Origin of the sequence: Pseudoalteromonas sp. TAB23, from assembly GCF_000498075.1 — a bacterium.
Lineage (GTDB): Bacteria > Pseudomonadota > Gammaproteobacteria > Enterobacterales > Alteromonadaceae > Pseudoalteromonas > Pseudoalteromonas arctica.
The window spans coordinates 16,228-40,633 of the sequence record NZ_AUTP01000172.1 but is presented as its reverse complement, the minus strand read 5'-3'; the positions used below and the strand labels follow the sequence as shown (position 1 = coordinate 40,633).

Annotated in this window: 25 protein-coding genes and 1 pseudogene; 16 read left to right on the top strand and 10 right to left on the bottom strand. The window is 40.2% G+C overall.

The features are described 5' to 3' along the window. The first annotated feature begins 64 nt into the window (after positions 1 to 64). The 5 genes and pseudogenes from L654_RS0108085 (at position 65) to L654_RS0108065 (ending at position 4,815) form a co-directional block, all read left to right on the top strand. Positions 65 to 1,233 (top strand): IS3 family transposase gene (locus tag L654_RS0108085; protein ID WP_139016089.1). Its coding sequence is split into 2 segments (ribosomal slippage): positions 65 to 341 and positions 341 to 1,233, totalling 1,170 coding nucleotides; the frame shifts between segments, so codons are not numbered across the junction. A gap of 24 nt (positions 1,234 to 1,257) precedes the next feature. Beyond that, positions 1,258 to 1,875, top strand: a pseudogene (locus L654_RS0108080) (methyl-accepting chemotaxis protein); the annotation flags it as partial. A gap of 71 nt (positions 1,876 to 1,946) precedes the next feature. After that, positions 1,947 to 3,413, top strand: a complete 1,467-nt coding sequence (gene ubiD / locus L654_RS0108075) for a 4-hydroxy-3-polyprenylbenzoate decarboxylase (protein ID WP_024607747.1) — start codon at positions 1,947 to 1,949, stop codon at positions 3,411 to 3,413. 109 nt (positions 3,414 to 3,522) lie between these two features. Further along, positions 3,523 to 4,236 (top strand): NAD(P)H-flavin reductase, encoded by a 714-nt coding sequence (gene fre / locus L654_RS0108070; RefSeq protein WP_024589658.1) that lies wholly within the window; start codon positions 3,523 to 3,525, stop codon positions 4,234 to 4,236. A 168-nt stretch (positions 4,237 to 4,404) separates the two neighbouring features. Next, positions 4,405 to 4,815 carry a CBS domain-containing protein gene (locus L654_RS0108065; protein WP_024592608.1) on the top strand — a complete coding sequence of 137 codons (411 nt, stop codon included), beginning with the start codon at positions 4,405 to 4,407 and terminating at the stop codon, positions 4,813 to 4,815. A gap of 64 nt (positions 4,816 to 4,879) precedes the next feature. On the opposite strand, the gene add is transcribed toward L654_RS0108065, so the two are convergent. From add to cyaY, 8 genes are all read right to left on the bottom strand, one after another. After that, positions 4,880 to 5,881 carry an adenosine deaminase gene (add, locus tag L654_RS0108060; protein ID WP_024607746.1) on the bottom strand — a complete coding sequence of 334 codons (1,002 nt, stop codon included), beginning with the start codon at positions 5,879 to 5,881 and terminating at the stop codon, positions 4,880 to 4,882. 126 nt (positions 5,882 to 6,007) lie between these two features. Beyond that, positions 6,008 to 8,695 (bottom strand): CHASE domain-containing protein, encoded by a 2,688-nt coding sequence (locus tag L654_RS0108055; protein ID WP_024607745.1) that lies wholly within the window; start codon positions 8,693 to 8,695, stop codon positions 6,008 to 6,010. Between the two features lie 51 nt (positions 8,696 to 8,746). Further along, positions 8,747 to 9,856, bottom strand: coding sequence for a heme biosynthesis HemY N-terminal domain-containing protein (locus tag L654_RS0108050; protein ID WP_024607744.1), 1,110 nt, complete (start codon positions 9,854 to 9,856; stop codon positions 8,747 to 8,749). Beyond that, positions 9,853 to 11,694: a uroporphyrinogen-III C-methyltransferase gene (locus L654_RS0108045; RefSeq protein ID WP_024607743.1), complete on the bottom strand. Its 1,842-nt coding sequence runs from the start codon at positions 11,692 to 11,694 to the stop codon at positions 9,853 to 9,855. The genes L654_RS0108050 and L654_RS0108045 overlap by 4 nt, the downstream gene beginning before the upstream one ends. Next, entirely contained in the window at positions 11,695 to 12,633 is a 939-nt protein-coding gene (gene hemC, locus L654_RS0108040) for a hydroxymethylbilane synthase (protein ID WP_024607742.1), read from the bottom strand. Positions 12,634 to 12,668: 35 nt separating this feature from the next. Next, positions 12,669 to 13,646, bottom strand: a complete 978-nt coding sequence (locus L654_RS0108035; protein WP_024607741.1) for a DUF2914 domain-containing protein — start codon at positions 13,644 to 13,646, stop codon at positions 12,669 to 12,671. A gap of 22 nt (positions 13,647 to 13,668) precedes the next feature. Continuing rightward, on the bottom strand, positions 13,669 to 14,325 hold the full coding sequence (locus L654_RS0108030; protein WP_024589652.1) for a dienelactone hydrolase family protein: 657 nt from the start codon (positions 14,323 to 14,325) through the stop codon (positions 13,669 to 13,671). Then, on the bottom strand, positions 14,322 to 14,645 hold the full coding sequence (cyaY, locus tag L654_RS0108025; RefSeq protein ID WP_002960979.1) for an iron donor protein CyaY: 324 nt from the start codon (positions 14,643 to 14,645) through the stop codon (positions 14,322 to 14,324). Before cyaY ends, L654_RS0108030 begins: the two co-directional genes overlap by 4 nt. A 341-nt stretch (positions 14,646 to 14,986) precedes the next feature. Between cyaY and L654_RS0108020 the strand changes: the two genes are divergently transcribed. From L654_RS0108020 to L654_RS0107985, 8 genes are all read left to right on the top strand, one after another. Beyond that, positions 14,987 to 15,181: a lipoprotein gene (locus L654_RS0108020; RefSeq protein WP_024589651.1), complete on the top strand. Its 195-nt coding sequence runs from the start codon at positions 14,987 to 14,989 to the stop codon at positions 15,179 to 15,181. Then, positions 15,182 to 16,435 (top strand): diaminopimelate decarboxylase, encoded by a 1,254-nt coding sequence (lysA, locus tag L654_RS0108015; protein WP_024607740.1) that lies wholly within the window; start codon positions 15,182 to 15,184, stop codon positions 16,433 to 16,435. A 64-nt stretch (positions 16,436 to 16,499) separates the two neighbouring features. Next, a complete protein-coding gene (gene dapF, locus L654_RS0108010) occupies positions 16,500 to 17,330 on the top strand; it encodes a diaminopimelate epimerase (RefSeq protein ID WP_007580548.1) in 831 nt (276 codons plus the stop codon). After that, complete coding sequence (locus L654_RS0108005; protein ID WP_024607739.1) at positions 17,327 to 17,938, top strand: DUF484 family protein; 612 nt, start codon at positions 17,327 to 17,329, stop codon at positions 17,936 to 17,938. Before dapF ends, L654_RS0108005 begins: the two co-directional genes overlap by 4 nt. Continuing rightward, on the top strand, positions 17,935 to 18,879 hold the full coding sequence (locus tag L654_RS0108000) for a tyrosine recombinase XerC (RefSeq protein WP_024607738.1): 945 nt from the start codon (positions 17,935 to 17,937) through the stop codon (positions 18,877 to 18,879). Before L654_RS0108005 ends, L654_RS0108000 begins: the two co-directional genes overlap by 4 nt. Before the next feature lie 10 nt (positions 18,880 to 18,889). Beyond that, on the top strand, positions 18,890 to 19,597 hold the full coding sequence (locus L654_RS0107995; protein ID WP_024607737.1) for an HAD-IA family hydrolase: 708 nt from the start codon (positions 18,890 to 18,892) through the stop codon (positions 19,595 to 19,597). Positions 19,598 to 19,625: 28 nt separating this feature from the next. Next, positions 19,626 to 20,729: a retroviral-like aspartic protease family protein gene (locus L654_RS0107990; RefSeq protein WP_024607736.1), complete on the top strand. Its 1,104-nt coding sequence runs from the start codon at positions 19,626 to 19,628 to the stop codon at positions 20,727 to 20,729. A gap of 22 nt (positions 20,730 to 20,751) precedes the next feature. Beyond that, the gene (locus L654_RS0107985; protein WP_024607735.1) at positions 20,752 to 21,108 is read left to right on the top strand and encodes a HopJ type III effector protein; all 357 of its coding nucleotides are present in this window, start codon (positions 20,752 to 20,754) and stop codon (positions 21,106 to 21,108) included. 12 nt (positions 21,109 to 21,120) lie between these two features. Here the strand turns inward: L654_RS0107985 and L654_RS0107980 are convergent, their stop codons facing one another. Next, entirely contained in the window at positions 21,121 to 21,528 is a 408-nt protein-coding gene (locus tag L654_RS0107980) for a GNAT family N-acetyltransferase (protein WP_024607734.1), read from the bottom strand. A 40-nt stretch (positions 21,529 to 21,568) separates the two neighbouring features. Further along, positions 21,569 to 21,874, bottom strand: a complete 306-nt coding sequence (locus L654_RS0107975) for a DUF6482 family protein (protein ID WP_024607733.1) — start codon at positions 21,872 to 21,874, stop codon at positions 21,569 to 21,571. 90 nt (positions 21,875 to 21,964) lie between these two features. Here L654_RS0107975 and L654_RS0107970 point away from each other — a divergent pair, with 90 nt between their 5' ends. The 3 genes from L654_RS0107970 to L654_RS0107960 all read left to right on the top strand — a co-directional run bounded on the left by L654_RS0107970 (position 21,965) and on the right by L654_RS0107960 (position 24,354). Next, positions 21,965 to 22,657, top strand: coding sequence for a pseudouridine synthase (locus tag L654_RS0107970; RefSeq protein ID WP_024607732.1), 693 nt, complete (start codon positions 21,965 to 21,967; stop codon positions 22,655 to 22,657). Positions 22,658 to 22,758: 101 nt separating this feature from the next. After that, a complete protein-coding gene (locus tag L654_RS0107965; RefSeq protein ID WP_007580531.1) occupies positions 22,759 to 23,133 on the top strand; it encodes a BlaI/MecI/CopY family transcriptional regulator in 375 nt (124 codons plus the stop codon). A 9-nt stretch (positions 23,134 to 23,142) separates the two neighbouring features. Continuing rightward, positions 23,143 to 24,354, top strand: a complete 1,212-nt coding sequence (locus tag L654_RS0107960; protein WP_024607731.1) for a M56 family metallopeptidase — start codon at positions 23,143 to 23,145, stop codon at positions 24,352 to 24,354. Positions 24,355 to 24,406 lie beyond the last annotated feature (52 nt).

The window sequence follows — 24,406 nt, the reverse complement described above, 5'->3', positions numbered from 1 at the left end:
TGACGTGGTTTAATGGATTCGACTACCCCAGTTAAGAGATAATCAACTTAACTGGAGATCGATAATGACAAAACGTAAAAAGTATTCCAAAGAATTTAAACTTGATGCCATCGCATTAGTTGTTGAGCAAAACTACTCTCAAGCAGAAGCCTCTAGAAATTTAGGGGTAAATCCCAACATGCTTGGTCGGTGGATAAAAGAAGCTGAAAATGATGATGGGCAGGCTTTTAGAGGGAATGGTAATTTGACCCCTGAGCAAGAAGAGATCAGAGAGCTAAAAGCGCAAGTGAAACGCCTAGAAATGGAGCGTGAAATATTAAAAAAAGCGACGGTCTTCTTTGCCAAAGAAACGAAGTGAAATACTCGTTCATAACCCAATACAAGAAGACCTGGCCTGTGGCGGTAATGTGCCGAATACTGGGTGTAAAAAGTAACAATTACTATAGTTATCAAAAGCGATATTCAACTAAATCAGAGGATCCAACACATCAAGAAATGATTGATTGGGTCAAGGACATAGCGCACTTCAGTGATAATACTTACGGTGAAAGGCGTATTCAGAAAGTCTTAAATGCACTCGGTTTTCCGGTGAGCCGTCACAAAACAGCACAGTTAATGAAAGAGGCAAATGTCTGGGTGCGTTATAAAAAGAAATACAAAGTAACAACGAATAGTGACCATAACAAGCCTATTTATCCCAATGTACTTGAGCAAAACTTCAACGTTGAAGCCGCTGATCAAGCTTGGGTACAAGATATCACTTATGTTTGGACTGCAGAAGGTTGGTTATATCTGGCGGTAGTGATTGATTTATATTCGCGTAAAGTCGTTGGTTGGAGCATGGGCTCACGAATGAAAGCGCAGCTTGTCTGTGACGCACTGACTATGGCGATGTGGCAACGCCAACCCAAAGCAGGGTTGATTATCCATTCAGATCAAGGGGTTCAATATGCAAGCCATCAATATCGTAGATTGCTCAAGTCAAACGACTTCATTGGTAGCATGAGTAAGAAAGGTTGTTGCTGGGATAATGCTGTTGCAGAAAGCTTCTTCGGTAGTTTGAAGCAAGAGCGCGTGCATTGGAAAAATTACCCAACGCGTTATGAAGCTCAACAGGATGTAATGAATTACATCTGCATGTGGTACAACAGTCGTCGCTTACATTCGTACTTAAATTATCAAAGCCCAAATGACTTTGAAGAACGAACCGAAACATTAGATATGGTTTCTTAACTAGGGTGACTGAATTTAGTTGACCACGTCATTGCTAATCAAAATAGTCTAAGTATAGAAACTTTATTACAGCGCCTTGATAAAGCAGTAGGCAGCACTGAGGAACTAGCCCAACACACTCAGCTTATTGAAGCCATTGTTGAAACAATTAGCAGCATTGCCGAGCAGACCAACTTATTGGCACTCAATGCTGCAATTGAAGCAGCGCGAGCGGGTGAAAACGGACGCGGGTTTGCTGTAGTTGCTGATGAGGTTCGATCATTAGCTGCACGTACACAGACCTCGACTAGCGAAATAAACACCATGATCCAAACATTGCAACAACACACTAAAACAACTCAAGAACACATTACTGATGGCCAACACCAAGCCAAGCAATGTGTCAAAAACAGCACTGAACTAAATAAAGCCGTAGAGCGTATTAAAAGCACATTGTTGTCTGTTAATCAGATGAGTGAGCAAATTGCTCATGCATCACATGAGCAATTGACTAACAGTAGCGACATTCAACAAATAATGGCCAAGGTGACAGAGCAAGCAACCTTGAATGCCAAAAACGCGACAACCCTAGCAAGCGAAAGTGAAGACGTAAATCAACTTGCACACTCCTTAACAAGTGCCGTAGAGCGCTTTAAGTTTTAAGTGCAAGTAATGACTTGGCTTGCATGAAATGGGTATAATACTTCAACTCTTTTGCTTAATAGCGGCCCACAATGAAATATAAAGATCTACGTGATTTTATCGATTTGCTTGAAAAAAAAGGCGAACTTAAACGTATCACCCAAGAAATCGACCCGTATCTTGAAATGACCGAAATATCTGATCGCACATTGCGTGCTAAAGGTCCTGCGTTATTATTCGAAAATCCAAAAGGCTACGATATGCCGGTGCTTACCAACTTATTTGGTACACCAAAACGCGTAGCAATGGGCATGGGCCAAACAGACGTTAGCGAGCTGCGCGAAGTAGGTAAACTACTCGCTTTTTTAAAAGAGCCTGATCCACCAAAGGGTATTAAAGAAGCTTTAAGCGCTATACCTATTTTTAAGCAAGTGCTTAATATGCCAGCAAAAGAAGTTAAAAAAGCGCCTTGCCAACAAGTAGTTTTAGAAGGTGATGATGTAGACTTAACTAAATTACCTATTCAACATTGTTGGCCAGGTGATGCAGCGCCATTAATTACTTGGGGCCTTACAGTTACTAAAGGGCCTTATAAAAAGCGCCAAAATTTAGGTATTTATCGCCAACAACTATTAAGTAAAAATAAAATAATTATGCGCTGGTTATCTCATCGTGGTGGCGCGCTTGATTTTCAAGAATGGTGTAAAGAAAACCCAGGGCAACCTTACCCAGTTTCAGTCGCATTAGGTGCCGATCCGGCCACAATACTCGGCGCTGTAACGCCGGTCCCTGACACGTTAAGCGAATATGCATTTGCGGGTTTATTACGTGGTAGCAGAACCGAAGTTGTAAAATCTATTTCCAATGACTTGCAAGTTCCTGCCAGTGCAGAAATAATCCTTGAAGGTTACATTATGCCAGGTGAAATGGCGCCTGAAGGCCCTTATGGCGATCATACTGGTTACTATAATGAAGTGGATGACTTTCCAGTTATGACGGTGACTCACTTAACACATCGTAAATATCCTATTTATCACAGCACATTTACTGGTCGTCCGCCTGATGAACCTGCTATTTTAGGTGTAGCACTTAATGAAGTGTTTGTGCCGATATTACAAAAGCAGTTTCCTGAAATAGTCGACTTTTACCTGCCGCCTGAAGGGTGCTCATACCGTATGGCGATTGTAACAATGAAAAAACAATATCCTGGCCATGCCAAGCGCGTGATGATGGGGGTTTGGTCGTTCTTACGTCAGTTTATGTATACCAAGTTTGTAATTGTGTGCGATGACGATATTAATGCCCGTGATTGGGAAGATGTTATTTGGGCTATAACAACCCGGATGGATCCTGCTCGCGATACAACATTAATAGAAAACACACCTATTGATTATCTCGATTTTGCATCGCCAGTCTCTGGCCTTGGTTCAAAAATGGGAATGGATGCCACCAATAAATGGCCTGGCGAAACCACCCGCGAATGGGGCGAGCCTATTGTTATGGATAAAGACACCAAAGACCGCGTAGATGATATTTGGGAAAGCCTTAATATTCTTTAAGTGTTTATATGTAAGTACATAACAGGCTATAAAATAACCCTGCAGATATGCTAGAATCGAGTCATTCGATTGCGTATCTGCTGTTTAAAGCGCTGCTAAAAGGTAAAAAATGCAAACATTAAAAGCTGAAGTTGTAGCTATCAGCCCACTTACAGAATTTGTTCACAAAGTAATTTTAAAGCCACAACAACCTGTGACCTTTGAAGCTGGCCAATACATGCAACTCGTATTGGGCGAAAAAGACAAACGTGCTTTTTCTATAGCTAGTCGCCCTTCACAGTGCGATGCAATAGAACTGCATATTGGCGCGTCAGGTGCCGATTCGTATGCAATGCAATCGCTGGAACATTTACGAAACGCCCATACCACTGGGCAGTTAGTAGACATTGAAGCTGGCTTGGGTATTTCACAGTTGCGCCTGCAATGTGAGCGCCCTATTATTTTACTTGCTGGTGGCACTGGTTTTTCATACGCAAAATCAATGGCTGATCACTTAGCTGAAATTAAGTGCGACCGTCCTGTATTATTTTACTGGGGTGTAAAAGAAGAGTCAGCTTTATACGCACATACAGAAATGCAAACATGGGCCGATAGCCACAAAAACTTTGAGTTTATCCCTGTGGTAGAAAATCCATCTGCTAATTGGCAAGGTCACACTGGCTATGTACATAAAGCGGTAATGCAAGATATTGTATCACTTGAACCATACGATATTTATATGGCCGGTCGTTTTGACATGATAGGTATTGTCCGTGATGACTTTATTACTCATGGTGCAATTCGTGAAAACATGTACGCCGATGCATTCGCATTTATCAAATAATTGAAATTAACTTTCAGTTATGAATAAAGGCACCTAATCGGTGCTTTTATTTTATATAACAACAAATACTTAATAGTTAAAACCTATCAATCTCATCAACATAAACAATTTCCTAAATCCCTATCTATAAACCATACTTTGTATAGAACATCAGCGGGAGAGACCCAAATGCTAAATACAAAAGTAAAAGATTTTATGCAACGCAAGTTGCCAAATATCACACCAGATACAGAAATGACGACAGCCATAGCAGAACTACAAAAATTTAAACTACTTGGCGCACCAGTATTTGATAAAGATAAATGCCTAGTCGGATTTATATCTGAGCAAGAACTATTAAAACCACTTACGCAAAGCAGTTATTTTTGTGATGGGATGGTTAAAGTATCGCAACTTATGCAAACAAAGGTAGTGACCGTTAGCGGCGATACCAATATTATTGAGCTTGCAGAGCAAATGCAGCCCGGTAAACCAAAAAACTACCCTGTTGTAGAGGGTGTTAAAGTAATCGGCATGATCAGCCGAGCTGACGTACTTAAAGCACTTTACGATAATTATATAAGTTGCCAAACGCGTTAATTAAACTGACATTACAAATACAAAAATGCCGCTTATATAAAGCGGCATTTTTAATATTCTTAAATTAACGTGCGCTAACGATTGCTGAAAGTTCTTTTTTATCGCCATCGCTTAAAAATGCTATTTCTAATGCATTTTTTTGGGCTTTTTCCATATCAGCTTGAGATAAGCCCGCTTTAGGTGCTGCAACGGTATATTCGTACTCAATTTCAATGCCTTCAACCGCAGGGTCATCAGTATTAATACACGCTAAAATACCGTGATCTAAAAACTGTTTAAGTGGGTGCTTAGCTAAATCGTTTACTGTACTGGTTTGAATATTACTTGTTAAGCACGACTCAATACCAATACGGTTATCGCGTAAGTAATCCATTAGTTTTGGATCTTCAATAGCTTTAACGCCATGCCCTATTCGGCTTGCACCTAGCTCATTAATTGCTTGCCAAATACTTGGAGCACCGAGTGCCTCTCCAGCATGAATAGTCGAAGCTAAATAAGCATTTCGTACTTGTTTAAAGTGCTCTACAAACAACTCACCAGGAAAGCCAATTTCGTCACCAGCTAAATCAACAGCGACTAAATCATTTTTAAATGCGAGTAAAGCATCAAGCTCTTTTTGACATGTTTTTACGCCATAAGTACGCGATAAAATACCAATCAAGTTAGCTTTTATATTTGCACCCTTTGTTGCTGATTTAATACCATCAACAACCGCCTCTACAACCCCTTCTGGGTGTAAACCTTGGCTTTGTGCCATGTAGTAAGGGCTAAATCGAAGCTCTACATAATCAAGGCCTTGTGCTTGTGCATCTTCAATGTTTTCAATCGCTATGCGTCTACACGCATCGTAGTCGCCAAGTACAGTGACACCCCAATCTAACTTTTGTAAAAAAGCCATAAGGTTTGGCTCAGGGTCAATAACTTGAACATGAGGAATTAATGCCTCAACGTTATCTACAGGTAACTCTATATTAAACTGACGACCAAGTTCTAATATGGTTTGCGCACGTACATTACCATCTAAATGACGGTGAATATCTAGCAAAGGTAATTTTCTATTGATCATAATAGCAACCCAGTTTAGTTAAATTTGCGCGCATGATACGCAGATATAGTTATTTTTCAAGTCTATATGGTTTGCGTTAAGTTTAAGCGGTCATATGTCTGCTTTTTGTGCAAAAAATAACGTTACTTATTTATTTGATAAATAATGCCAAAGAGTTTTAAAAAGCGTATTTGCATCAATAGGTTTGGTAATATAACTATTCATTCCAGAGGCTAATGCCTTTTTAACGTCATCGTCATGGGCGTTCGCCGATAGCCCTATTATGGGTAAATCAATTAACCCTAAATCACAACGAATTACTTTTGTTGCTTGGAGTCCATCCATTTTTGGCATCTGAATATCCATAAGAACAATGTCGTAGCTATTTTCGGTTAGCTTTTCTATGGCTTCAAAACCATCATTAGCAATGTCGGCAATACACCCTTTTGTTTTTAAAATGGCACTGGCAACATGCTGGTTAAGTGGATTATCTTCGACTAAAAGTAACTTATAGTTTGCGAATGATAAGGTACTTACATCTATTTCGTCGTATTGCTGTTGAATTTTCTCTGCCTTTGGTAAAGGCGATATAAGCGGCAAACTAAATGTAAATGTAGAACCTTTACCTTCATAACTGACTAAATCAATTGCACCACCCATTAACTCAACCAGCTTTCTGCAAATACTTAACCCTAAGCCTGTACCACCATATTGACGTGAGGTTGAGCTATCGGCTTGCGCAAACGGTTTAAACAATTGTTTTTGTGCTTCGCTACTAATACCAATACCCGTATCGTTAATACTAAAGTAAGTCATTTTTTTCGACTGCCAAATTTTCAGAGTGATCTCACCTTCCCCTGTAAATTTAACCGCATTATTGAGCAGATTCAGCAGCACTTGTTTTAAGCGGATTGGATCGGTATTAATGACCAAATTTGATGTTTTATCAAAATCGAGACTTAACTTTATTGATTTAATGTCAGCTTCAAACTGAAGTAAATTAAGCATTTCATCCGCTAAACTCGCTACATTAATAGGCTCTTGCATTAAGTCTAGCTTGCCTGCTTCCATTTTTGAAAAGTCGAGCACATCGTTTAATACCCGCAGTAAAACACCAAGTGCTCCATCTGCTTGTTCAATGTAACTTCTTGCTTGTTGCCAATCATTCTGCTGCAGCGCTAAATAATGCAGCCCTTTTATACCGTTAATAGGGGTGCGGACTTCGTGACTCATGTTTGCTAAAAACTGTCCTTTAATATGACTCGCTTCATCTGCTTTTTGTTTTTCTTTGCGTAGTGTATGTGTTTGCTTGGCCACTTGTTCGCGAATTTGTATGTTTGTACCTGTAACTGAAATCAAAAATGTAATCAGTAACCACACAAACAACATACCTACTATTTGTGCAAGCCAATACATTAACCAAGACGTTCTAACTATTGGTTCATATAACTCGACCTGCCACATGCGCTTGCCAATCAACAATTGATATTCTTTAAATAGCGCCTGCGAGTTATCGGTATCGGCAATATAAATTGCCTGCTTTTTCCCTGGTATCGTTGTATCAAAAAAACTGGCTGAAATTGAGTTGTTGTGATCAAATAATAGTGTTTGCGATAAGCGTTTCAGGCTGATAATCGCTGCCACAAAGCCTTGAAAATCATCTTCGGTAGAGGACTCTCCAAAAACAGGATATAAAAAAAGTACACCGTGTTCGGCTGTATTTTGGACCAAGTTAATTGGCTCACTTAGTGCAAGTTCATTAAGCTCTTTCGCTTTGCTAAGCGCTGCACCTCTTACTTTACTAGAAGCTAAATCAAACCCTAAAACATCTTCATTACCTTTTAAGGGATATACGTACTTTACTGGAAAGTAATTACTACGAGTACCTGCAGGTTGCCAAGCTCCATCTAGTGACTTTTCTTTTATATATAGAGGTTGGCCGGAGGCTGTATTTTCATGTGTTTCAAAATCTGCGAGTTTATTTGCTGGTATATAAGGTATCCATTCAAATGCTAGAATTTCTTGGCTGTAGCCCAACTGCTTTGAAGTAAATTGTTTAAACTCTTTGAAATCCACGTCACTACTACTAGCAAAAAATGTAGCTAATAAGCCTAAATGAGCAGTAATACCATCAAGCTTTTGGCTTATAGCATTTTGCACAACAAGTATTTTGGCTTCTTGCTTTTGAATATCTTTTTCTTTTTTAACACTAGCAGCGCCATAAAAACTAACGCTAATCAGTATGTAAATTAATAGCGAGGGTAAAATTACCAACATACGGTGGCGTACTTGCGTGTAATTAAAGGCTGCGAGTACTAAAGGTGTAAATATAAGTACGCCAATACTGTCGCCAATCCACCATGCTATAAAGTTATCAAAAATAGCATTGGTCGGAATCACATTATTCAATGCTAATAAGCTAGTTCCCACACCTGCAGCAATAACACAACATATTGGCCCCGCTACTATTAAGCTTTGAACACTGTGTTTTAAAGAAGATAAATCTAGCGGAGCCTTTATAACATTTACTATAATTTGACGACCAATCCAAGCCTGTAAAACAGAGGCTAAAGTGACGCAAATAGCTTGTAAAAGCACATTAAAATGAAGAATATCTACGGTGTTATCAAGGTGAATTAAGTTAGTACAGAAAGCACCAAGAATAAGGCCAATAAATGACTTACGTCCCCAAATTAAAAAGCTCGCTAAAGCAATTCCTGAGGGCGGCCAAGAGGCGACCGCATAGCCATCTACAGAAAGAAGTGAGTTGCTAAAATACCCAGTAAAGAAGTAAGCACAAGCCAAGCTAAGGGTTAATATTAAAAACTTTCTCAATGCTTGTGCTCCTGAACTACAAAAAATGCTAAGTAGTTATAGTGTAGTCATTTATTGATATAAAACGAGCGCCTTTTCTGCTTGTGCACTATTTTTATAACTCAAAACAGCTTGTTCAGAGAACTGTTTTTTATTGTCACTATTCAGTGCTTTATCAAAAATTCTAGCTGCTAAGTCATAATCACCTTTAGCATTAGCAAGGCAAGCCAGCGCAAGTAATAGTGAATTATTTGAATCATCCTTTTTAAGGCGTTCTTGTATGTTTATTTGCAACTTAGGCGCATCGGCTGCTGTTGATTTACTTAATATATTGGCAAGCTCTAAGTGTTGCTCATTGTGCTTAACCATTTTAATTAAGTCACTTTCAATAACAGCCAATTGACCTGCTTGCGCCATTTGCATTAAATATGCGGTGTGGGCATGAGCTTGCAGCTTTTTAGGTAGCTGTTTATATTTTTCGCTCAGTTTGTCTGCATCTAACGCATTAAAGTAGGCACTAAATAACTGCGTCCACTGTGCATCAGTAAGTGCTTTTTTGCGCAGTAAACGCGGCAAAAAGTCTTCCAGCGCACTAAAGTGTTGTTGCTGTACTAATACTTCTGCATAAAGTTTTAACTCAAGTGCGGTGACTTTTTTAGCTTCTGCACTAATACGCATTTGTGACTCAATCGCGCTACTGTCGCCACTTGCCAACCATAGCTTTGCTACTTTTAATTGATGCTCTGGGCTTATTTCAAATAAACGCTCAAGTGCTTTATCTGTTTGATTATTAGCAAGCGCTGCTTTTGCAAGTAATGCTAAGCGAATATCTTCAAACTTATCTGGTACGCTATTACCCGATAAAGCCTGTTCTACGTGCTCGTAATCATCATTAATAGCACTCCACAGAGCCTGCTCAATAGCTGCTTGTTTGCGCTCTTGGCTACGTGCAAAAAAGCCATGTTTAGTATTATGATAAATCGATAATAAGTAGCGGATTAGCTTGTATGTTAAATATAAAACAACAGCGGTAATGACTGCCATTATACAAAACGATACTATCGTGCCTTCTATCGTCGTATTGTTAAATGAAATAAGTACATAACCTTTTTCATCTAGCACAAATGGAGTAACCGCTAGTACAACAACAATAGCTACAATTAAAATAATTAGCCCTATCATTGCGCCCACTCCTTAACCTTTTGTGTACTATTTAAGGTTATTTTTGGATTAAAATTAAGCTGCTCTTTTTCGAGTTTAGACAACGCTTTAAGTACCGTTTTGGTTGCATCATCGTCTTGCTTAAAGTACTCACCAACTAAACGCTTTGCTTCACTTAAGGCGCTAAAGAAAATACTCGCCTGCTTACTCATAAGTGCATCTTGTGCCTGAGTTATATTAAGCTTTATACGTTGATTAATTAAATGGCGCTCTTGATCTGTAAGTAATGGCTCAATAGAAACACCTTCGTGCTGGCGAATAGTAATAAAGCTATCCACAATCTTATTCCAGCTATTACTCAGGTTTTGCTGCCAATCACTCACGTCATCACTTAAAGCATTTTCATCTATTGCAGCCGCTTCTTCTGGCAAGTTAACCGCATTAAAAACTAAATCATCAACGCTATTAAGTGCACTGTTTAACTGTAAATAAATAGCCTCGGTTGCTATAGGTTTAAGGCTATCAAGTGTTTGTATGTCTTGCATAATAGCTTGGCGAACTTCAACTGTTCCTGGGTGTTCGCTAAGTAATGCATCTAAGCGCTTTAAAACAGCACTAGTGCCTTGGTAATCTTTTTCAGCCCATAGTTTAAATTCAGCCATACGCTGTAAGCTGGTTACTTCTTGTGGGTTTAAAGACGAGCCTTGTTGCTGCGCTTTTTGCAAGGCTGCTTTTAGCTCTTGCTGATTTTGAACTGCACTTTCACTTAGGGTTGCGGCTACTTTTTTCTCACTATTAAACAGCGCTTGCTGCAAATTAGATTGCGCCGATTTAAGTGCTTGCAGCTCTTGAACGAGTAACTTATTTTGCTCGCTTAACTCATTAACGGCTAGGTTTTGCGCCTTACCAGCATTTAATTTTTGATAAAACTCGTATCCAACACCAGAGGCCACAATTAACGAAATAAGAAGCGCAAGTGCTGCAACCTTACTTACCTTTTGTTTGTTTTTTTCTGTCGTATTTTTTGTAGCTGCTGGCTCTTGCTTAGCTGATTTAGCTGAGGCCGTGTTAGCTATTGTTGGTGTGGCTTTTTCTGCCGTAACTGGCTTTGACTGTTCGCTCATGTTGCTACCTTGCTGATTTATGCAGGTAAACATAGCATTATCGCTAGCCCCTGCTGCAATGTGTATATTAGCCGAACTTACCTGTTGCAACTTTAAATAAGCGGCTATCCGCTCGCTTGCAACATAAAATCGGCACTGTTGTAACCATTGTAGTTGGTGTGCAGTAAGGCTTTTAAATATAGCATCAACTGCTGCATTACTTGTTATGACTATACCGTGTACATTCTGGCTTTTCCAGTGGTCTGTCCAGTTGGGGGTGATACTCTCTGTGGGTTCACGTTTGTACACAACACAATTATTTAAAAAAGCACCGCGCTCTTTTAGCGTTTTAGCTAACTCAGGGCGGCCACCTTGCCCCTTAACTAACACTATATTACTGCCATCAACCTCGGCGAGTGATTTGAGCGCAAGTAACCCTTCTGAATCATACTGCTTTGGTACTGCTGCGCGCACACCAAATTGCTCATATATAATATCGGCTGTTTGTTGTCCAACCGCATAAAACTGCGCTTTGGTATTTATATCGGGTTTTAATTGCGAAAGTGCACTAACTGCATCTTGCGATATAAATATTATTTTATCTGCATTTAACAGCGGACTAAGTTCAGTGCTGGAGGGTGTTAAATGCGTTATTTTTAATACCGGAAATAAAGACGCCTGATAACCCGCTTGCTCAAGTTGCTGTGCAAGGGCTGCGCCTTTTCCTTCGGGCCGAGTTATCAGAATATGTGTCATTTATGCGTCTCTATAAACTTCAGCTAATATTTTGTCTGCGCCTTGAGCTAGTAATTTTTTAGCAAGCTCAATACCTAGTTCTTCTGCGTCATTTACATGACCTGTTACTTCGTCACGTAAAATTTCGCTGCCATCAACAGCACCAACTAAACCACGCAAATGTACCTGCTCGCCATCAACTAATGCATAAGCACCAATAGGAACTTGGCAACCACCTTCTAAATAGCGGTTCATCGAACGCTCTGCGTTTACGCGAATACGTGTTTGGGTATGCTCAAGTGGTACAAGTAATGCCTTTGTTACTTCATCATCAATACGACATTCGATACCTACAGCGCCTTGACCATTTGCCGGTAATGACACTTCTGGCTCAATGTAGTCAGCAATACGCGACTCCATTTCTAAACGAATAAGCCCTGCAGCCGCTAAAATAATAGCATCATATTGGCCGTCATCTAATTTACCTAAACGCGTATTTACATTACCGCGCAAATCACGAATATCTAAATCAGGGCGAAGTGCCTTAATTTGGCACTGGCGGCGTAAGCTTGAAGTACCGACAATAGCGCCCTGTGGTAGCTCGTTTAAATTTGCAAAATTGTTTGATACAAACGCATCACGCGGATCTTCACGCTCACAAATAGTATACAGCTCTAATCCTTCTGGGAACTCTACTGGCACGTCCTTCATAGAATGCACGGCAATATCAGCTCGGCCATCTAACATGGCTTGCTCTAGCTCTTTAACAAATAAGCCTTTACCGCCAATTTTAGCCAATGGCGTATCTAAAATTATATCCCCTTGCGTCGACATTGGGACTAATTCTACGCGCACATCTGCATGAAAACGCTCAAGCTCTGCTTTTACAAATTCGGCCTGCCAAAGTGCTAAGGCGCTTTTGCGCGTTGCGATGCGTACTAATTTTGTTTTTTCTGTCATAAGGGTATCCAATTAATTACTGCGTTTAGCTAGTTTTAGTCAGCTAAAATTCTAAATTCTTTTTGGGCAATTAAATTGCCTTGCTCATCAACTACATCAACACGCCAATGGCCTGCCTGTGTGTCCATGATATTTTTTGTTGAGTACGTTCTGTAGCGAGGCGAAGTAACATTAAGTGTAATTTCAGCCATAGTCTCACCCTCAAACGACCAAACATGCTTAACTTGCTGGCCTTGAAGATTTTTAATCTCACTAAAAAACGATAGTCCTTCATCAAACTGACTTAATCTAATATCAGCAGCAAACACATTAGTAGGTTCACGCTTACTTACTTTGCGAGTAAGTACTGCACGGCTAATTTTACCTGTATCTATTTGCGCCCCCAATGCCACACTTGCCACTTGTGCTGTAGGTGAAAAACCTTCAGTGCCACTCAATGCACCATCATCACTTTCTAAATCTAAAAGTAAGTCGCTTTGACTGGCTGGCTCAGCTACGTTTTGAGCTTCTGCGGTTTCTTCTTGCACATCATTATCAAGGTTTGAGTTTAACTCTGTATTAATACTCTCACTTTGATCAATCACAATATCGTTGTTAGCTAATAAAACTGTATCAGTATTTACAAGATCCGCTTTATCAGGTGCATTAATTGATATGCTTTGCTCAACCTCATTCTGCGCAAATAATAACGGTTCAATGCTCGGTTGCGTTATCTCTGCGGGCTCGTTAGGAGTGTTGTTTACTGATGATTGAGGCTCAACATCCGTTACTTCAACGCTTGTCTGGTTTTGAGCGTTACTACTAAAGCTTAAAAATTGCTCCTGCTCATTTGGATGCTCACCTTGCTCTGCACTGGCTGACGTTGTTAAGCCATACACAACTGCTGCAGAGGTCATTAATACCAACATAGCAATACTCACAATACGACGCCAATTCCACTCGTAGCTTACCGTTGGTACACTCTCTTGTAGTTCGCGTTTAACATTTGCTTTAATAACTATTTTTTGACTCATATTGACCTCAGCGGTTCCAAAATTAGCTTAAACGAGCAATTAACCATTGGCGAATAGCTTGCAATTCTTCTGCGCAAACTTGGTGGGCCATTGGATATTCTTGCCAGCTTACATCCATGTTATGTGCTGTTAATACTTCAAACGCACTTCTTCCCGCACTATGCGGTACAACGTTATCTTGGCTACCATGAGCCATAAATACGTTTAAATCAGTATGCTTTGCTTCATCAGTAAATTTTTGCGGCACACACATATAAGTAGAAAGCGCCATAACACCCCCAAGCTTTTGCTCAAAGCGCGGTGCTAAATGCAGAGACACAACACCACCTTGAGAAAAACCAGCTAAAATAATTTTATTAGCAGGTATGCCATTAGCAATTTCTTTATTAATTAACTCTTCTACCTTTGCAGCCGAATCCCTTACGCCTTGTTCATCGGCACGCTTATCTAATTCTATAGATTTAATATCGTACCAAGAGCGCATTTCCATACCACCATTTATGGTGACCGGTTGTACTGGCGCATGCGGAAAAACAAACCGTATACCAAGCTCACTTGGTAAATTAAGCTGCGGAGCTACTGGCGCAAAACCATCCCCAGAGTCACCTAAACCATGTAACCAAATAACCGTTGCTTTGTGCTCACTTTGGGCTGCATATTCTACAAATTCTAAACTCATAGTGATGATTGCCACTTAACTTCTTGGCCTGCTTGGCGAGTTGAGGCTTCATTTATAAACGCCCAAAATTCAGCGCCAGAGCGGTTATCAATCCATAACCCATCACGCATTTCAAAATGATGTCCGTTAAACTTAGTCGCAACCCATACTTGATGAAGAGGTGCTTGCTTATTAATCACTATTTTACTTTTATCAGGAAAAATAATTTCTAAAATACCTTGTGCCGATTCGTAATCTAAATCAGCTTCGCAATCATCAACCTGCTCTTCAATAGTGAACATAAGAGCTTCGGCTAATTGGTGATATTCGTGTTCAGTCATTGTTATTTCCTTTGCAGGCGAGCCGCCTAATATTGGGTACGTTTTAGCTTTGAATTAGCTTTAAAAATGTGCAGCTAGGGCCTGTTAACCTTTCAGGATTGAAATTTGTTCTATCTAGGGGCGATTTAATCGCGGCGCGAGGTTTGTAACCTAGTGGACTAAGTTAAAACCGAGCAACAAAGAGTAAATCGTTCCTAGGACGAACCCAACGGGCAGCGCAAATTCAACCTCGAGAGATAAACAAGTCCTAGTGTAACAGGAATAAAATCATCCGCGAATAGCTGCATTTTTTAGATATTCTGTTACTCTGCGATTATAAAGCCAGCAACCGTATTAATCTAATGAAAGCGACACATACCTTACAATTAAAAAAACTATTAATAAGCACTGTACTGTTAAGCGCCTTAGCTGGCTGCGGACAAAGCGGTCCGTTATATTTACCAGAGCAACAAACAGAGCAAAACCAACCTCAAAATACAGCTAAACCAGCCACTACCGCTGAGCAAGCCAAAACATCGCAAAGTCAGGAGCAATAAATGGATTATTTTAACTACAAAAACAACCAATTATTTGCCGAAGACGTCAGTGTGGCAAGCATAGCGCAGCAATACGGTACGCCGTGTTATGTGTACTCGCGCGCTACATTTGAACGCCATTACTTAGCGTTTGCTAACGCCACTAAAAATCATAAAAGCTTGGTATGTTACGCCGTAAAAGCAAACTCAAATATAGCCGTGCTTAATATATTAGCGCGCCTAGGTTCGGGTTTCGATATTGTATCCAAAGGCGAACTTGCGCGTGTAATTAAAGCGGGAGGCGATGCTTCTAAAGTTGTTTTTTCGGGCGTGGCGAAAACAGCAGACGAAATAGCTTACGCATTAAAACTGGGCATTAAATGTTTTAACGTTGAATCAGCCTCTGAGCTTGAGCGTATTTCTGAAGTGGCTTGCGAGCTTAACTTAGAAGCGCCTATTTCTATTCGCGTAAACCCCGACATAGATGCAAAAACACATCCGTATATTTCTACCGGCTTAAAAGAGAATAAATTTGGTATTGATATACAAACTGCTGTAGGTGTTTATCAACAAGCAGCGGCTTTACCTGGTTTAAAAATTATTGGTGTTGATTGCCATATTGGCTCTCAATTAACTGAAGTCAGACCATTTTTAGAAGCCCTTGATAAACTCATGGCGCTTATTGATGAGCTAAAAACTAATGGTATTGAGCTAACTCACTTAGATATTGGTGGCGGTTTAGGCGTGCCATATAACAATGAGCAACCACCACACCCAAGTGAATATGCAGCGCAAGTAACCGAACGCTTAGCTAACTACAAACATCTTGAACTTATTTTTGAACCAGGGCGCGCTATTGCAGCTAACGCAGGTATTTTAGTTACTCAAGTTGAATTTATTAAACAAAACCAAGACAAATTTTTTGCCATTGTAGATGCAGGTATGAACGACATGCTTCGCCCTGCGCTTTATCAAGCATGGCAAAAAATCATTCCGGTATCAGTTCGCGACGACGAAACACCGACTCACAACTTTGATATTGTGGGTCCGGTGTGCGAAACCGGCGACTTTTTAGGAAAAGATCGTGAACTAGCGCTTAAACAAGGCGACTTACTCGCACAGCGAAGTGCTGGTGCGTATGGCTTTACCATGAGTTCAAACTACAACTCGCGCCCGCGTGTTGCAGAAATAATGGTAGATGGTCAGCAGCATCATCTTATTCGTGAACGCGAAACTATTGAAAGCCTTTATCAGGGTGAGAAAGTTTTACCATAAACGTTTTTGTCTACTAGCTGCTCTGTGGCATGATTAGCACAGAGCAAAACCGAATTAGAGCGCTATGTTAGTTAATTTTTCCAAAATGCACGGCTTAGGCAACGACTTTGTTGTGATTGATAACATTACACAAAATGTTTTTTTGTCGCGAGATCAAATCAAAAAACTGGCAGATCGCCATTTTGGCATTGGCTTTGACCAATTGCTGATGGTTGAAGCGCCGTACTCTCCTGATCTCGACTTTCATTATCGAATATTTAATGCCGATGGTACCGAAGTAGAACAATGCGGTAACGGCGCACGCTGTTTTGCCCGCTTTGTACGTATGAAGGGCCTTACTAACAAGCATAAAATTACTGTGTCGACCAAGTCGGGCAACTTAACGCTCTACATAGAAAAAGACGGTCAAGTAACGGTTAACATGGGTCATCCAAATTTTGAGCCAAGTAAAATCCCTTTAAAAGCGAGCAAGCGTGAGCTTACTTATATTATTAGAACCGAAGAACACACTGTATTTAGTGGCGCGGTATCTATGGGTAACCCGCATTGCGTGCTAGAAGTTGACGACGTAACCACCGCGCAAGTTGATATATTGGGTCCATTACTTGAAAACCACGAACGTTTTCCGCAAAAAGCGAACATTGGCTTTATGCAAGTTGTATCGCATGAACACATTAAATTAAGAGTGTGGGAGCGCGGCGTTAACGAAACCCTAGCCTGTGGCACAGGTGCGTGTGCAGCAATGGTGATTGGTCATATGCAAAATAAGTTATCAACAACTGTTCAAGTAGATTTACCAGGCGGTAGCCTACAAGTACGTTGGAGTGGCGAAGGTCACCCAGTACGCATGACTGGCCCCGCAGAGCATGTGTTCGACGGGCAAGTAGCGCTATGAGCGAGCTAAGTAAAGAACAGGTTATTGATTACTTACATCAACATCCTGATTTTTTGGTTCAACACCCGGAGCTACTCGCACAACTTGAGCTGCAACAGCAAGCTCAAGGTGCAACGTCGCTGGTACATATTCAGCAACGCCAATTACGCGAGCACAACACGCTTTTAAAAAGCCAAATAGACGCTATGAGCAAGCATGCAACGCAAAACGAGCTTGTATATCGTTTGTTTAGCCAGTGCCATCGCCAGCTTTGGAATCATGACGATTTTGACACTCTTGCAAATAATCTACGCAATATAATTTGCTCAAGTGAAGATGTTAACGACTGCAAATTAGTGAAATATAATCCCGAATACGACGAACTTATTTCACATCGCCTTACCCATTCTGGGCATTATTTAGGGCGTATTAATCAGCAAGAGCGCGAATTATTATTTAGTGAAGATACACAATCTTTCGCTATTTATTTAATTGGCGACACCAAGCACCCTATCGCTATTTTGGCGTTTGGTAGCAGTAACGTAAACCACTTTGAGCCCGCTCAAGATAACCTGTTTGTGCTCGACTTTATAAACGCATTACACCTGCGGTTGCAAAAACTAGCATGAGTGACGATGCGCCTAATATTACCCAGTTAAGCGACAATTGGCGTACACCCATAACGCTATTTAGCGATTATTTAAAGTTTGAAAAGCAATATTCAGCGCACACAGTTAATCAATATGTAAGCCAGCTTGGCTTTGCAGCACTTTATTTTAGCAAATTATGTGACGACTGGTTTGGCGTGCAAGGCGAGCATATTCGCCGCTACAGCATGGCACTGCGATCAAAACAATTAAGTGGGCGTACTATTAGTTTAAAGCTCAGCTGCATTCGTAGTTTGTATAAGTTTTTAAAAGCAAAAAACATTGCCGAGCAATCGCATTACCATAATCCGGCTATAGGTATAAAAGGCCCTAAGTTTGCAAAGCCCCTACCTAAAAATCTCGATGTGGATCAAATGGCACGCTTGCTCGAAATACCTGACGACGAACCTCTCGCAATTAGAGATAAAGCAATGATGGAGTTAATGTATTCATCAGGGCTGCGTATAAGCGAGTTAGTTGGCGCTAACATGCAAGATATTAGCGCTGCCAATGGTGAAATTTTAGTGCGTGGTAAAGGTAATAAAGAGCGATTAATTCCGGTGGGCAAAAAAGCGTTAGACGCATTAAAAAAATGGCTCACAATACGCCCTCAGTTTGCAAAGCCCGATGAAATAGCAGTATTTTTAAGTAGCCAAAAAAACCGTATTTCGATTCGCCAAGTGCGCCTACGCATGCAAGAGTGGGGAATAAAACAAGGTATTAGCTCGCAGGTTCACCCGCATAAGCTGCGCCACTCGTTTGCGTCACATATTTTAGAATCGTCTGGTGATTTACGCGCCGTGCAAGAATTACTAGGGCACAGCAGTTTGTCGGCTACACAAGTGTATACGCATTTAGATTTTCAACATTTAGCCAAGGTGTACGACAACACTCACCCTCGCGCAAAAAAACGAACTGATTAGGAAAATAAATATGATCCGATTTAATCGTGCTATTAAGCCATTTTCTGTCATGAGCTTTGATTTAGACGACACGCTATACAGCAATCACCCTATTATAAAAGCAGCCGTTAAAGCCCAACAAAATTATTTAAACGCACTACCTGGCTATCAAGAGCAAGGGCAAAAGTACTGGCAACTATGTCGCGAACTTGCCGTAATACAAAACCCAGATCTCGCGGATGATGTAACTAAATGGCGCAAACACACCCTACGTTTAGCGCTTTCTAAACTTGGGTTTACCGCAGATGAAGTAGAGCGCCATGCAAATGCCGCCTATAACGCCTTTGCCGATGCGCGCAGCAACATAGTGGTAAGCGATGACGTACTTAACTTACTAGATAACCTAGCCAAACACTTTACGCTTGTTGCAATTACTAACGGTAACGTTGAAATTGAACGCTTTAACTTACACGATAAATTTGAACTCGTCCTGCAAGCGGGTATGCACGGTAAAGCAAAACCTCACAGTACCTTGTTTGATAAAGCAGCCACACATTTAAACGTTGCTAAAAGCGATATTTTACACATTGGCGATAGCCTAGATACCGATGTACAAGGCGCAAATAATGCCGGTTGCCAATCGGTATGGTTAAACGATCAAGGCGCCAATTATGCTTATAAAGGGCTGGCTGATATTGAAATAGTCAACATCCATGCTTTAACGCACTTTATTAAATAACCTACTCGTTTAAAAATAAGAGGTCACAATGAGCCACTATACCAAGCTAATCACCTTGCTATTAATTGGCTCGCTTAGCCTTAACGCTTATTTATTATGGCCGCAGCCTGCGTTAACTACACCACAAAAAACGCAAAGTGCCCAGCAAAGCATATCGCCTAAACAGCAAGATACGTTACTAAATACGGCAAAGCAGCAATTTAAACAACACCAATTTGAAGCCGCACTTAGTAGCTATCAACAACTCAAAAACAGCAACCCAGAAAGTGCAAAAAAACTTTATTCATCGTGGCTAGTGCAGCTTAAAATATGGCTAAATAGCAATTTATTACTTAGCGAATCATCTCTCAATGCGCTATTAAATAACAGCCCTTATAACGTAGAATTACTTAACTTACAGATTGAGTATTTAATAAATAGCGAGCAAACACAAAATGCCATTATTGCTTTATTTGAGCTGAATTCATTACTGCCTGCTGATCAGCAAAGTAACGTAAATACACGTTTAAATACGCTCATTCAAAACAAGCTACGCACATTAACAGATCAACAAAATTGGCAAGCTATTATTGAGCAAACGCAAATTTGGCTTGATTATAAAAGCGATAACGCACCGTTTTTATATCCGCTTGCGAACGCCTACTATCAGCAAGGCGATTTAATTAGCGCACAAGCAACCCTTGATCGAATGCCAAGCCAGCACAATCTAAAAAGCCAAGTGCAAACACTGCAAGCTATGATCAATAAAGCGCAATCGCAAGACGACTTCGTTGCCTTAACGCCTTACGGCGTGCATTACTTAATAAACACCGAAATAAATAATAATCTATCCACCGAATTAATGATTGATACAGGCGCAAGCGTGACCTCGCTACCGACAAATGTTATTGAGCAAATTTCGCCACAACCTTTATATTTAGGTGATGTAACGGTAAATACGGCTAACGGTCAAATTGTTGTAAAACGTTATCAAATTGAGTCGTTTAAAGTAGGTTCGCAAATTATTTATGGTTTTGAAGTGTTGAGCATTGAAAACACACGCGGACAAGGTTTACTAGGAATGAACTTTTTATCGCGATTTAAATTTAATATAAATCAGCAGACAGATGAGCTAGAGTTAAGCGCTAAATAATTATAAAACATAAGAATAAAACATGACATTAAATGACTACTTAGCAATCCTTGCAGAAAATCCAAAAAGCATTCAATTTACAGATACTATTGCTGTTATAGAGGCAAATTACACGTTTACCGCGTGCGGCTTTAATAATCATGGATTACTAAGCTCTGCAAGTGAGAACAATGGCTCGTGTAAAATTTTTGCATTTGCTAAACTAAACGATTTAAGTAAACAAAATACCTTAGATTGCTTTGGTAAGTTTTACCGACAAGACGTGCTGCAAAACCCAAAAGGCGATGATCACATGAACATTCGCACCTTTATGTTAGCGCCAGAGGCAATACCTTTTTTAGGTATTACCTTTGAAGGCGAGCCACTAAAAGTAAAATAGCCAGCAAAAATATTAAAGTGGCTTTTCCATAAAGTAACGAGTTCCAGAGCGCGGATAATTATTAAGCTGATACTTAACACTATAACCGCGCTTTTCATAAAAAGGTTTTGCCTGAAAATCGAGCGTATCAAGTTGAGCAGTTGTTGCACCTAGTTCAATAGCGGCTTGTTCAAGTGCTGTTAGCAGTTTATCGGCAAGCCCTTGGCCTCGCGCACTATCGCTACACCAAAGCCAACTAATCATCAGCCAATTTCCAAACACACACCCACTAATACCGGCAACAAGCTCGCCTTGCTCATCAGTAAATTTATAGCCTAATGGCACTCTTTGCGCATCAAAATGCTGGGCGTTAAATTCAACCATTTGCGCGCGAAGCGCTACGTTTAACGCATCGGTATTATCTGCTGTTAATTGATACATGTGCCGCCCTTAAAGAGCTGATACTAGCAAACTAGCTCAATCAATACAGGTTATTTTTACCAAATGGGACTTCAAGCATATTACTGGCTGTTTTTTCGGGTTGACCGCACATTTCATCGTAAGCACTTGTATGGCGTAGCATCATTTGTGCATAGGCTATTTTTTCAAAACGCTTTTGAATATGCAGTGGGCTTAGTGCTTTTATAAACTCACCATTTTCCTCTGTCACGTAATATTCAACATTATTTATAATTACAGAGACTTGGTATAATGCCATTTCAAGAGAATGCGCAACCACCTTTTGTAATGGCTCATGTTTTTTTAATTCTGAGAATTTCATACCCATAACAACCACCTTTTTTAAAAGTAACCTCATAGATACGCAGCTTTGCTATAATCGCGATCAAATTTTTATTGGCCGCTGACATCATACGTTATGAGTACAAAAATCCGACTAGCTAAATATATTGCCCATTCAGGTATTTGTTCTCGCAAACAAGCCTCGCGTTTAATTGACGAAGGCGTTGTGACTGTAAATAATCGCCCAGCTAATCACATTGATCACGTTGATGAGCAAGACACTGTAATAGTGAACGAAAAAGAAATTAAAGGTGCTGCCGATTTAGTTTATTTTGCGTACCACAAACCAGTAGGTATTGACTGTAAATTAAATATTGATGACCCAGCCAGCCTTATTCACCATTTGCCCACACTCACCCGTGTTTACCCTATTGGTCGATTAGATAAAGACTCTCGCGGTTTGCTTATTTTGACCAACGATGGGGATTTTTGTAATCAACTAATACATCCTGACTTCCACCAGCCTAAACATTATTTAGTCACCGTAAATAAGCCTTTAGACGATGCTTTTTGTAAAAAAATGACAGCAGGCGTACCCGTTGATAAACACATAACCCTGCCTTGTGAAGTAAATAAAATAGCCAGCAATCAGTTTAGTATTGTTTTAAAACAAGGGCTAAACAGACAAATACGTAAAATGGCGCATTACTGCGGATATAAAGTAATTGATTTATTTAGAGTGCAATTTAGTGACCTCACCCTTTCAAAACTAAACCTACCTGAAAACCAATATATACAAATTAATAAAAACGATATTTCAAAAATCTAATACCAAGTCACTTAATTACATCTCAAAAAGTTAAAAATAAACTTGCAATTAAAGATTACAGGTGTAGTCTTTAATTGAAGATTACATTTGTAGGCAATAGCATGATTGAGTTATCAAAAGCAGAGTTTGACGTGCTCGACGCACTTTGGATTAACTACCCCGCCACCGCGAGCCAAATAATTGAGCGCTTAAGCGACGATAAGCAATGGCACGAAAAAACCATTAAAACCCTACTAGGTCGACTAGTAAAAAAAGGCGCACTTACATTTGAAAAAGAAGGTCGTCAGTATATTTATATGCCGTGTATGGAGCGCGCCGACTACACCTTAAAAGAAAGCCAAAACTTTATTGAGCGCTTTTTTAGTGGACGTATTGCGCCACTTGTAAGCGGCTTTGCTAAATCGGAGCAGCTTTCTCAGCAAGATATAAACGAGCTTAAAAAAGTTATAGATGACTGGGAAAAAAACCAAAAGTAAGGGATTAACATGGTTATTCAAACTAGTTTTAATTGGTTGATTGAGCAGCAATTACTATTAAGCATTTTGTTTTGTGGATTTATTTTACTCGAGCGATTTGGTTTAAAAGCCCTTGGCTCGCGGTTTGTATATAAATTAGCATGGCTATTACCTGCAGCATTGGTTATTGCTAATTTACCAAATGCGATTAAACCACTGCAAAATAGCAATATTAGCCATTACTTAATCACCCCTAACCAGTCTTTTACACATGAAATGGGTATTAGCTGGGCGCTCATGTATGTACTTATTACCGCAGGGTTATTAATAGCTAGCTTTATTACGCATACCCGCTTTGTTAAAAGCCTGCAGTTAACTGAGTTAACCCAATTTGAAGGCACTCTTACCGCTGATGTTAAAACTTATACCAGCCAACATGTAGCCACGCCAATGGTGGTCGGTATTTTAAACAGCAAGCTGGTGTTACCGAGTAACTACAATACCCAGTTTGATAAAGCCACATTAGCCCTTATTTTAGAGCACGAAAACGTACACATTAAACGCAAAGACAACCTAACAAACGCACTTATATTACTGCCTACTATTTTACTTTGGTTTAACCCACTAGCTTGGTTTTGTTACGCAAGCATGCGCCGACTACAAGAGCTGACTTGTGATGAACGGGTACTTGTCAATAAAACCACACAACAACACATTCTATATAGCAAAGCCTTAATAAACTGCGCGGCGAATGCGCCCACAGGACTTATGGCTTATTCACACTACGGAGATAAAAAAACCATGTTACAACGACTTACTAATATAAAACACAGCGGGGAGCGTTCAAAGCTTGCTAAGGGTGGCTTATTACTTGTAGCCGCAAGCATGCTAAGCGGCTTAGCCATTGCAAAGCAACCAGAAGTAAATAAAACGCAAGAGGAACATATTTCACCAACAATACGCATTGAACCTGCTTATCCAATACAAGCAGCTCAACAAGGGATCAGCGGCTCTGTTGTATTAAAGTACGATATAACTCCCAATGGTGAAACCGCTAATGTTTCTGTTGTTAGTGCAAAGCCTGAAGCCATATTTGACCGTGAAGCTAAAAAGGCGCTAAGACAGTGGCAATACAAACCCTCATCAATGGGTTATCAAAACGTACTTGTACAGCTCGATTTTGCGATTAATAGTGAAGTGGCACCTACCGATTTAATTGAGCGAATTAAAGTATCGCATTAACGCCACGAGTTCTTCAAGACTACAAAGCAAGCGCCCTTTTAGGCTGCTTGCT

Coding starts and splice junctions, on each gene's coding strand:
- ubiD (WP_024607747.1), top strand. CDS start 1,947: ATGAAATATAAAGATCTACGTGATTTTATCGATTTGCTTGAAAAAAAA.
- fre (WP_024589658.1), top strand. CDS start 3,523: ATGCAAACATTAAAAGCTGAAGTTGTAGCTATCAGCCCACTTACAGAA.
- L654_RS0108065 (WP_024592608.1), top strand. CDS start 4,405: ATGCTAAATACAAAAGTAAAAGATTTTATGCAACGCAAGTTGCCAAAT.
- add (WP_024607746.1), bottom strand. CDS start 5,881: ATGATCAATAGAAAATTACCTTTGCTAGATATTCACCGTCATTTAGAT.
- L654_RS0108050 (WP_024607744.1), bottom strand. CDS start 9,856: ATGATAGGGCTAATTATTTTAATTGTAGCTATTGTTGTTGTACTAGCG.
- L654_RS0108045 (WP_024607743.1), bottom strand. CDS start 11,694: ATGACACATATTCTGATAACTCGGCCCGAAGGAAAAGGCGCAGCCCTT.
- hemC (WP_024607742.1), bottom strand. CDS start 12,633: ATGACAGAAAAAACAAAATTAGTACGCATCGCAACGCGCAAAAGCGCC.
- L654_RS0108035 (WP_024607741.1), bottom strand. CDS start 13,646: ATGAGTCAAAAAATAGTTATTAAAGCAAATGTTAAACGCGAACTACAA.
- L654_RS0108030 (WP_024589652.1), bottom strand. CDS start 14,325: ATGAGTTTAGAATTTGTAGAATATGCAGCCCAAAGTGAGCACAAAGCA.
- cyaY (WP_002960979.1), bottom strand. CDS start 14,645: ATGACTGAACACGAATATCACCAATTAGCCGAAGCTCTTATGTTCACT.
- L654_RS0108020 (WP_024589651.1), top strand. CDS start 14,987: ATGAAAGCGACACATACCTTACAATTAAAAAAACTATTAATAAGCACT.
- lysA (WP_024607740.1), top strand. CDS start 15,182: ATGGATTATTTTAACTACAAAAACAACCAATTATTTGCCGAAGACGTC.
- dapF (WP_007580548.1), top strand. CDS start 16,500: ATGTTAGTTAATTTTTCCAAAATGCACGGCTTAGGCAACGACTTTGTT.
- L654_RS0108005 (WP_024607739.1), top strand. CDS start 17,327: ATGAGCGAGCTAAGTAAAGAACAGGTTATTGATTACTTACATCAACAT.
- L654_RS0108000 (WP_024607738.1), top strand. CDS start 17,935: ATGAGTGACGATGCGCCTAATATTACCCAGTTAAGCGACAATTGGCGT.
- L654_RS0107995 (WP_024607737.1), top strand. CDS start 18,890: ATGATCCGATTTAATCGTGCTATTAAGCCATTTTCTGTCATGAGCTTT.
- L654_RS0107990 (WP_024607736.1), top strand. CDS start 19,626: ATGAGCCACTATACCAAGCTAATCACCTTGCTATTAATTGGCTCGCTT.
- L654_RS0107985 (WP_024607735.1), top strand. CDS start 20,752: ATGACATTAAATGACTACTTAGCAATCCTTGCAGAAAATCCAAAAAGC.
- L654_RS0107980 (WP_024607734.1), bottom strand. CDS start 21,528: ATGTATCAATTAACAGCAGATAATACCGATGCGTTAAACGTAGCGCTT.
- L654_RS0107975 (WP_024607733.1), bottom strand. CDS start 21,874: ATGGGTATGAAATTCTCAGAATTAAAAAAACATGAGCCATTACAAAAG.
- L654_RS0107970 (WP_024607732.1), top strand. CDS start 21,965: ATGAGTACAAAAATCCGACTAGCTAAATATATTGCCCATTCAGGTATT.
- L654_RS0107965 (WP_007580531.1), top strand. CDS start 22,759: ATGATTGAGTTATCAAAAGCAGAGTTTGACGTGCTCGACGCACTTTGG.
- L654_RS0107960 (WP_024607731.1), top strand. CDS start 23,143: ATGGTTATTCAAACTAGTTTTAATTGGTTGATTGAGCAGCAATTACTA.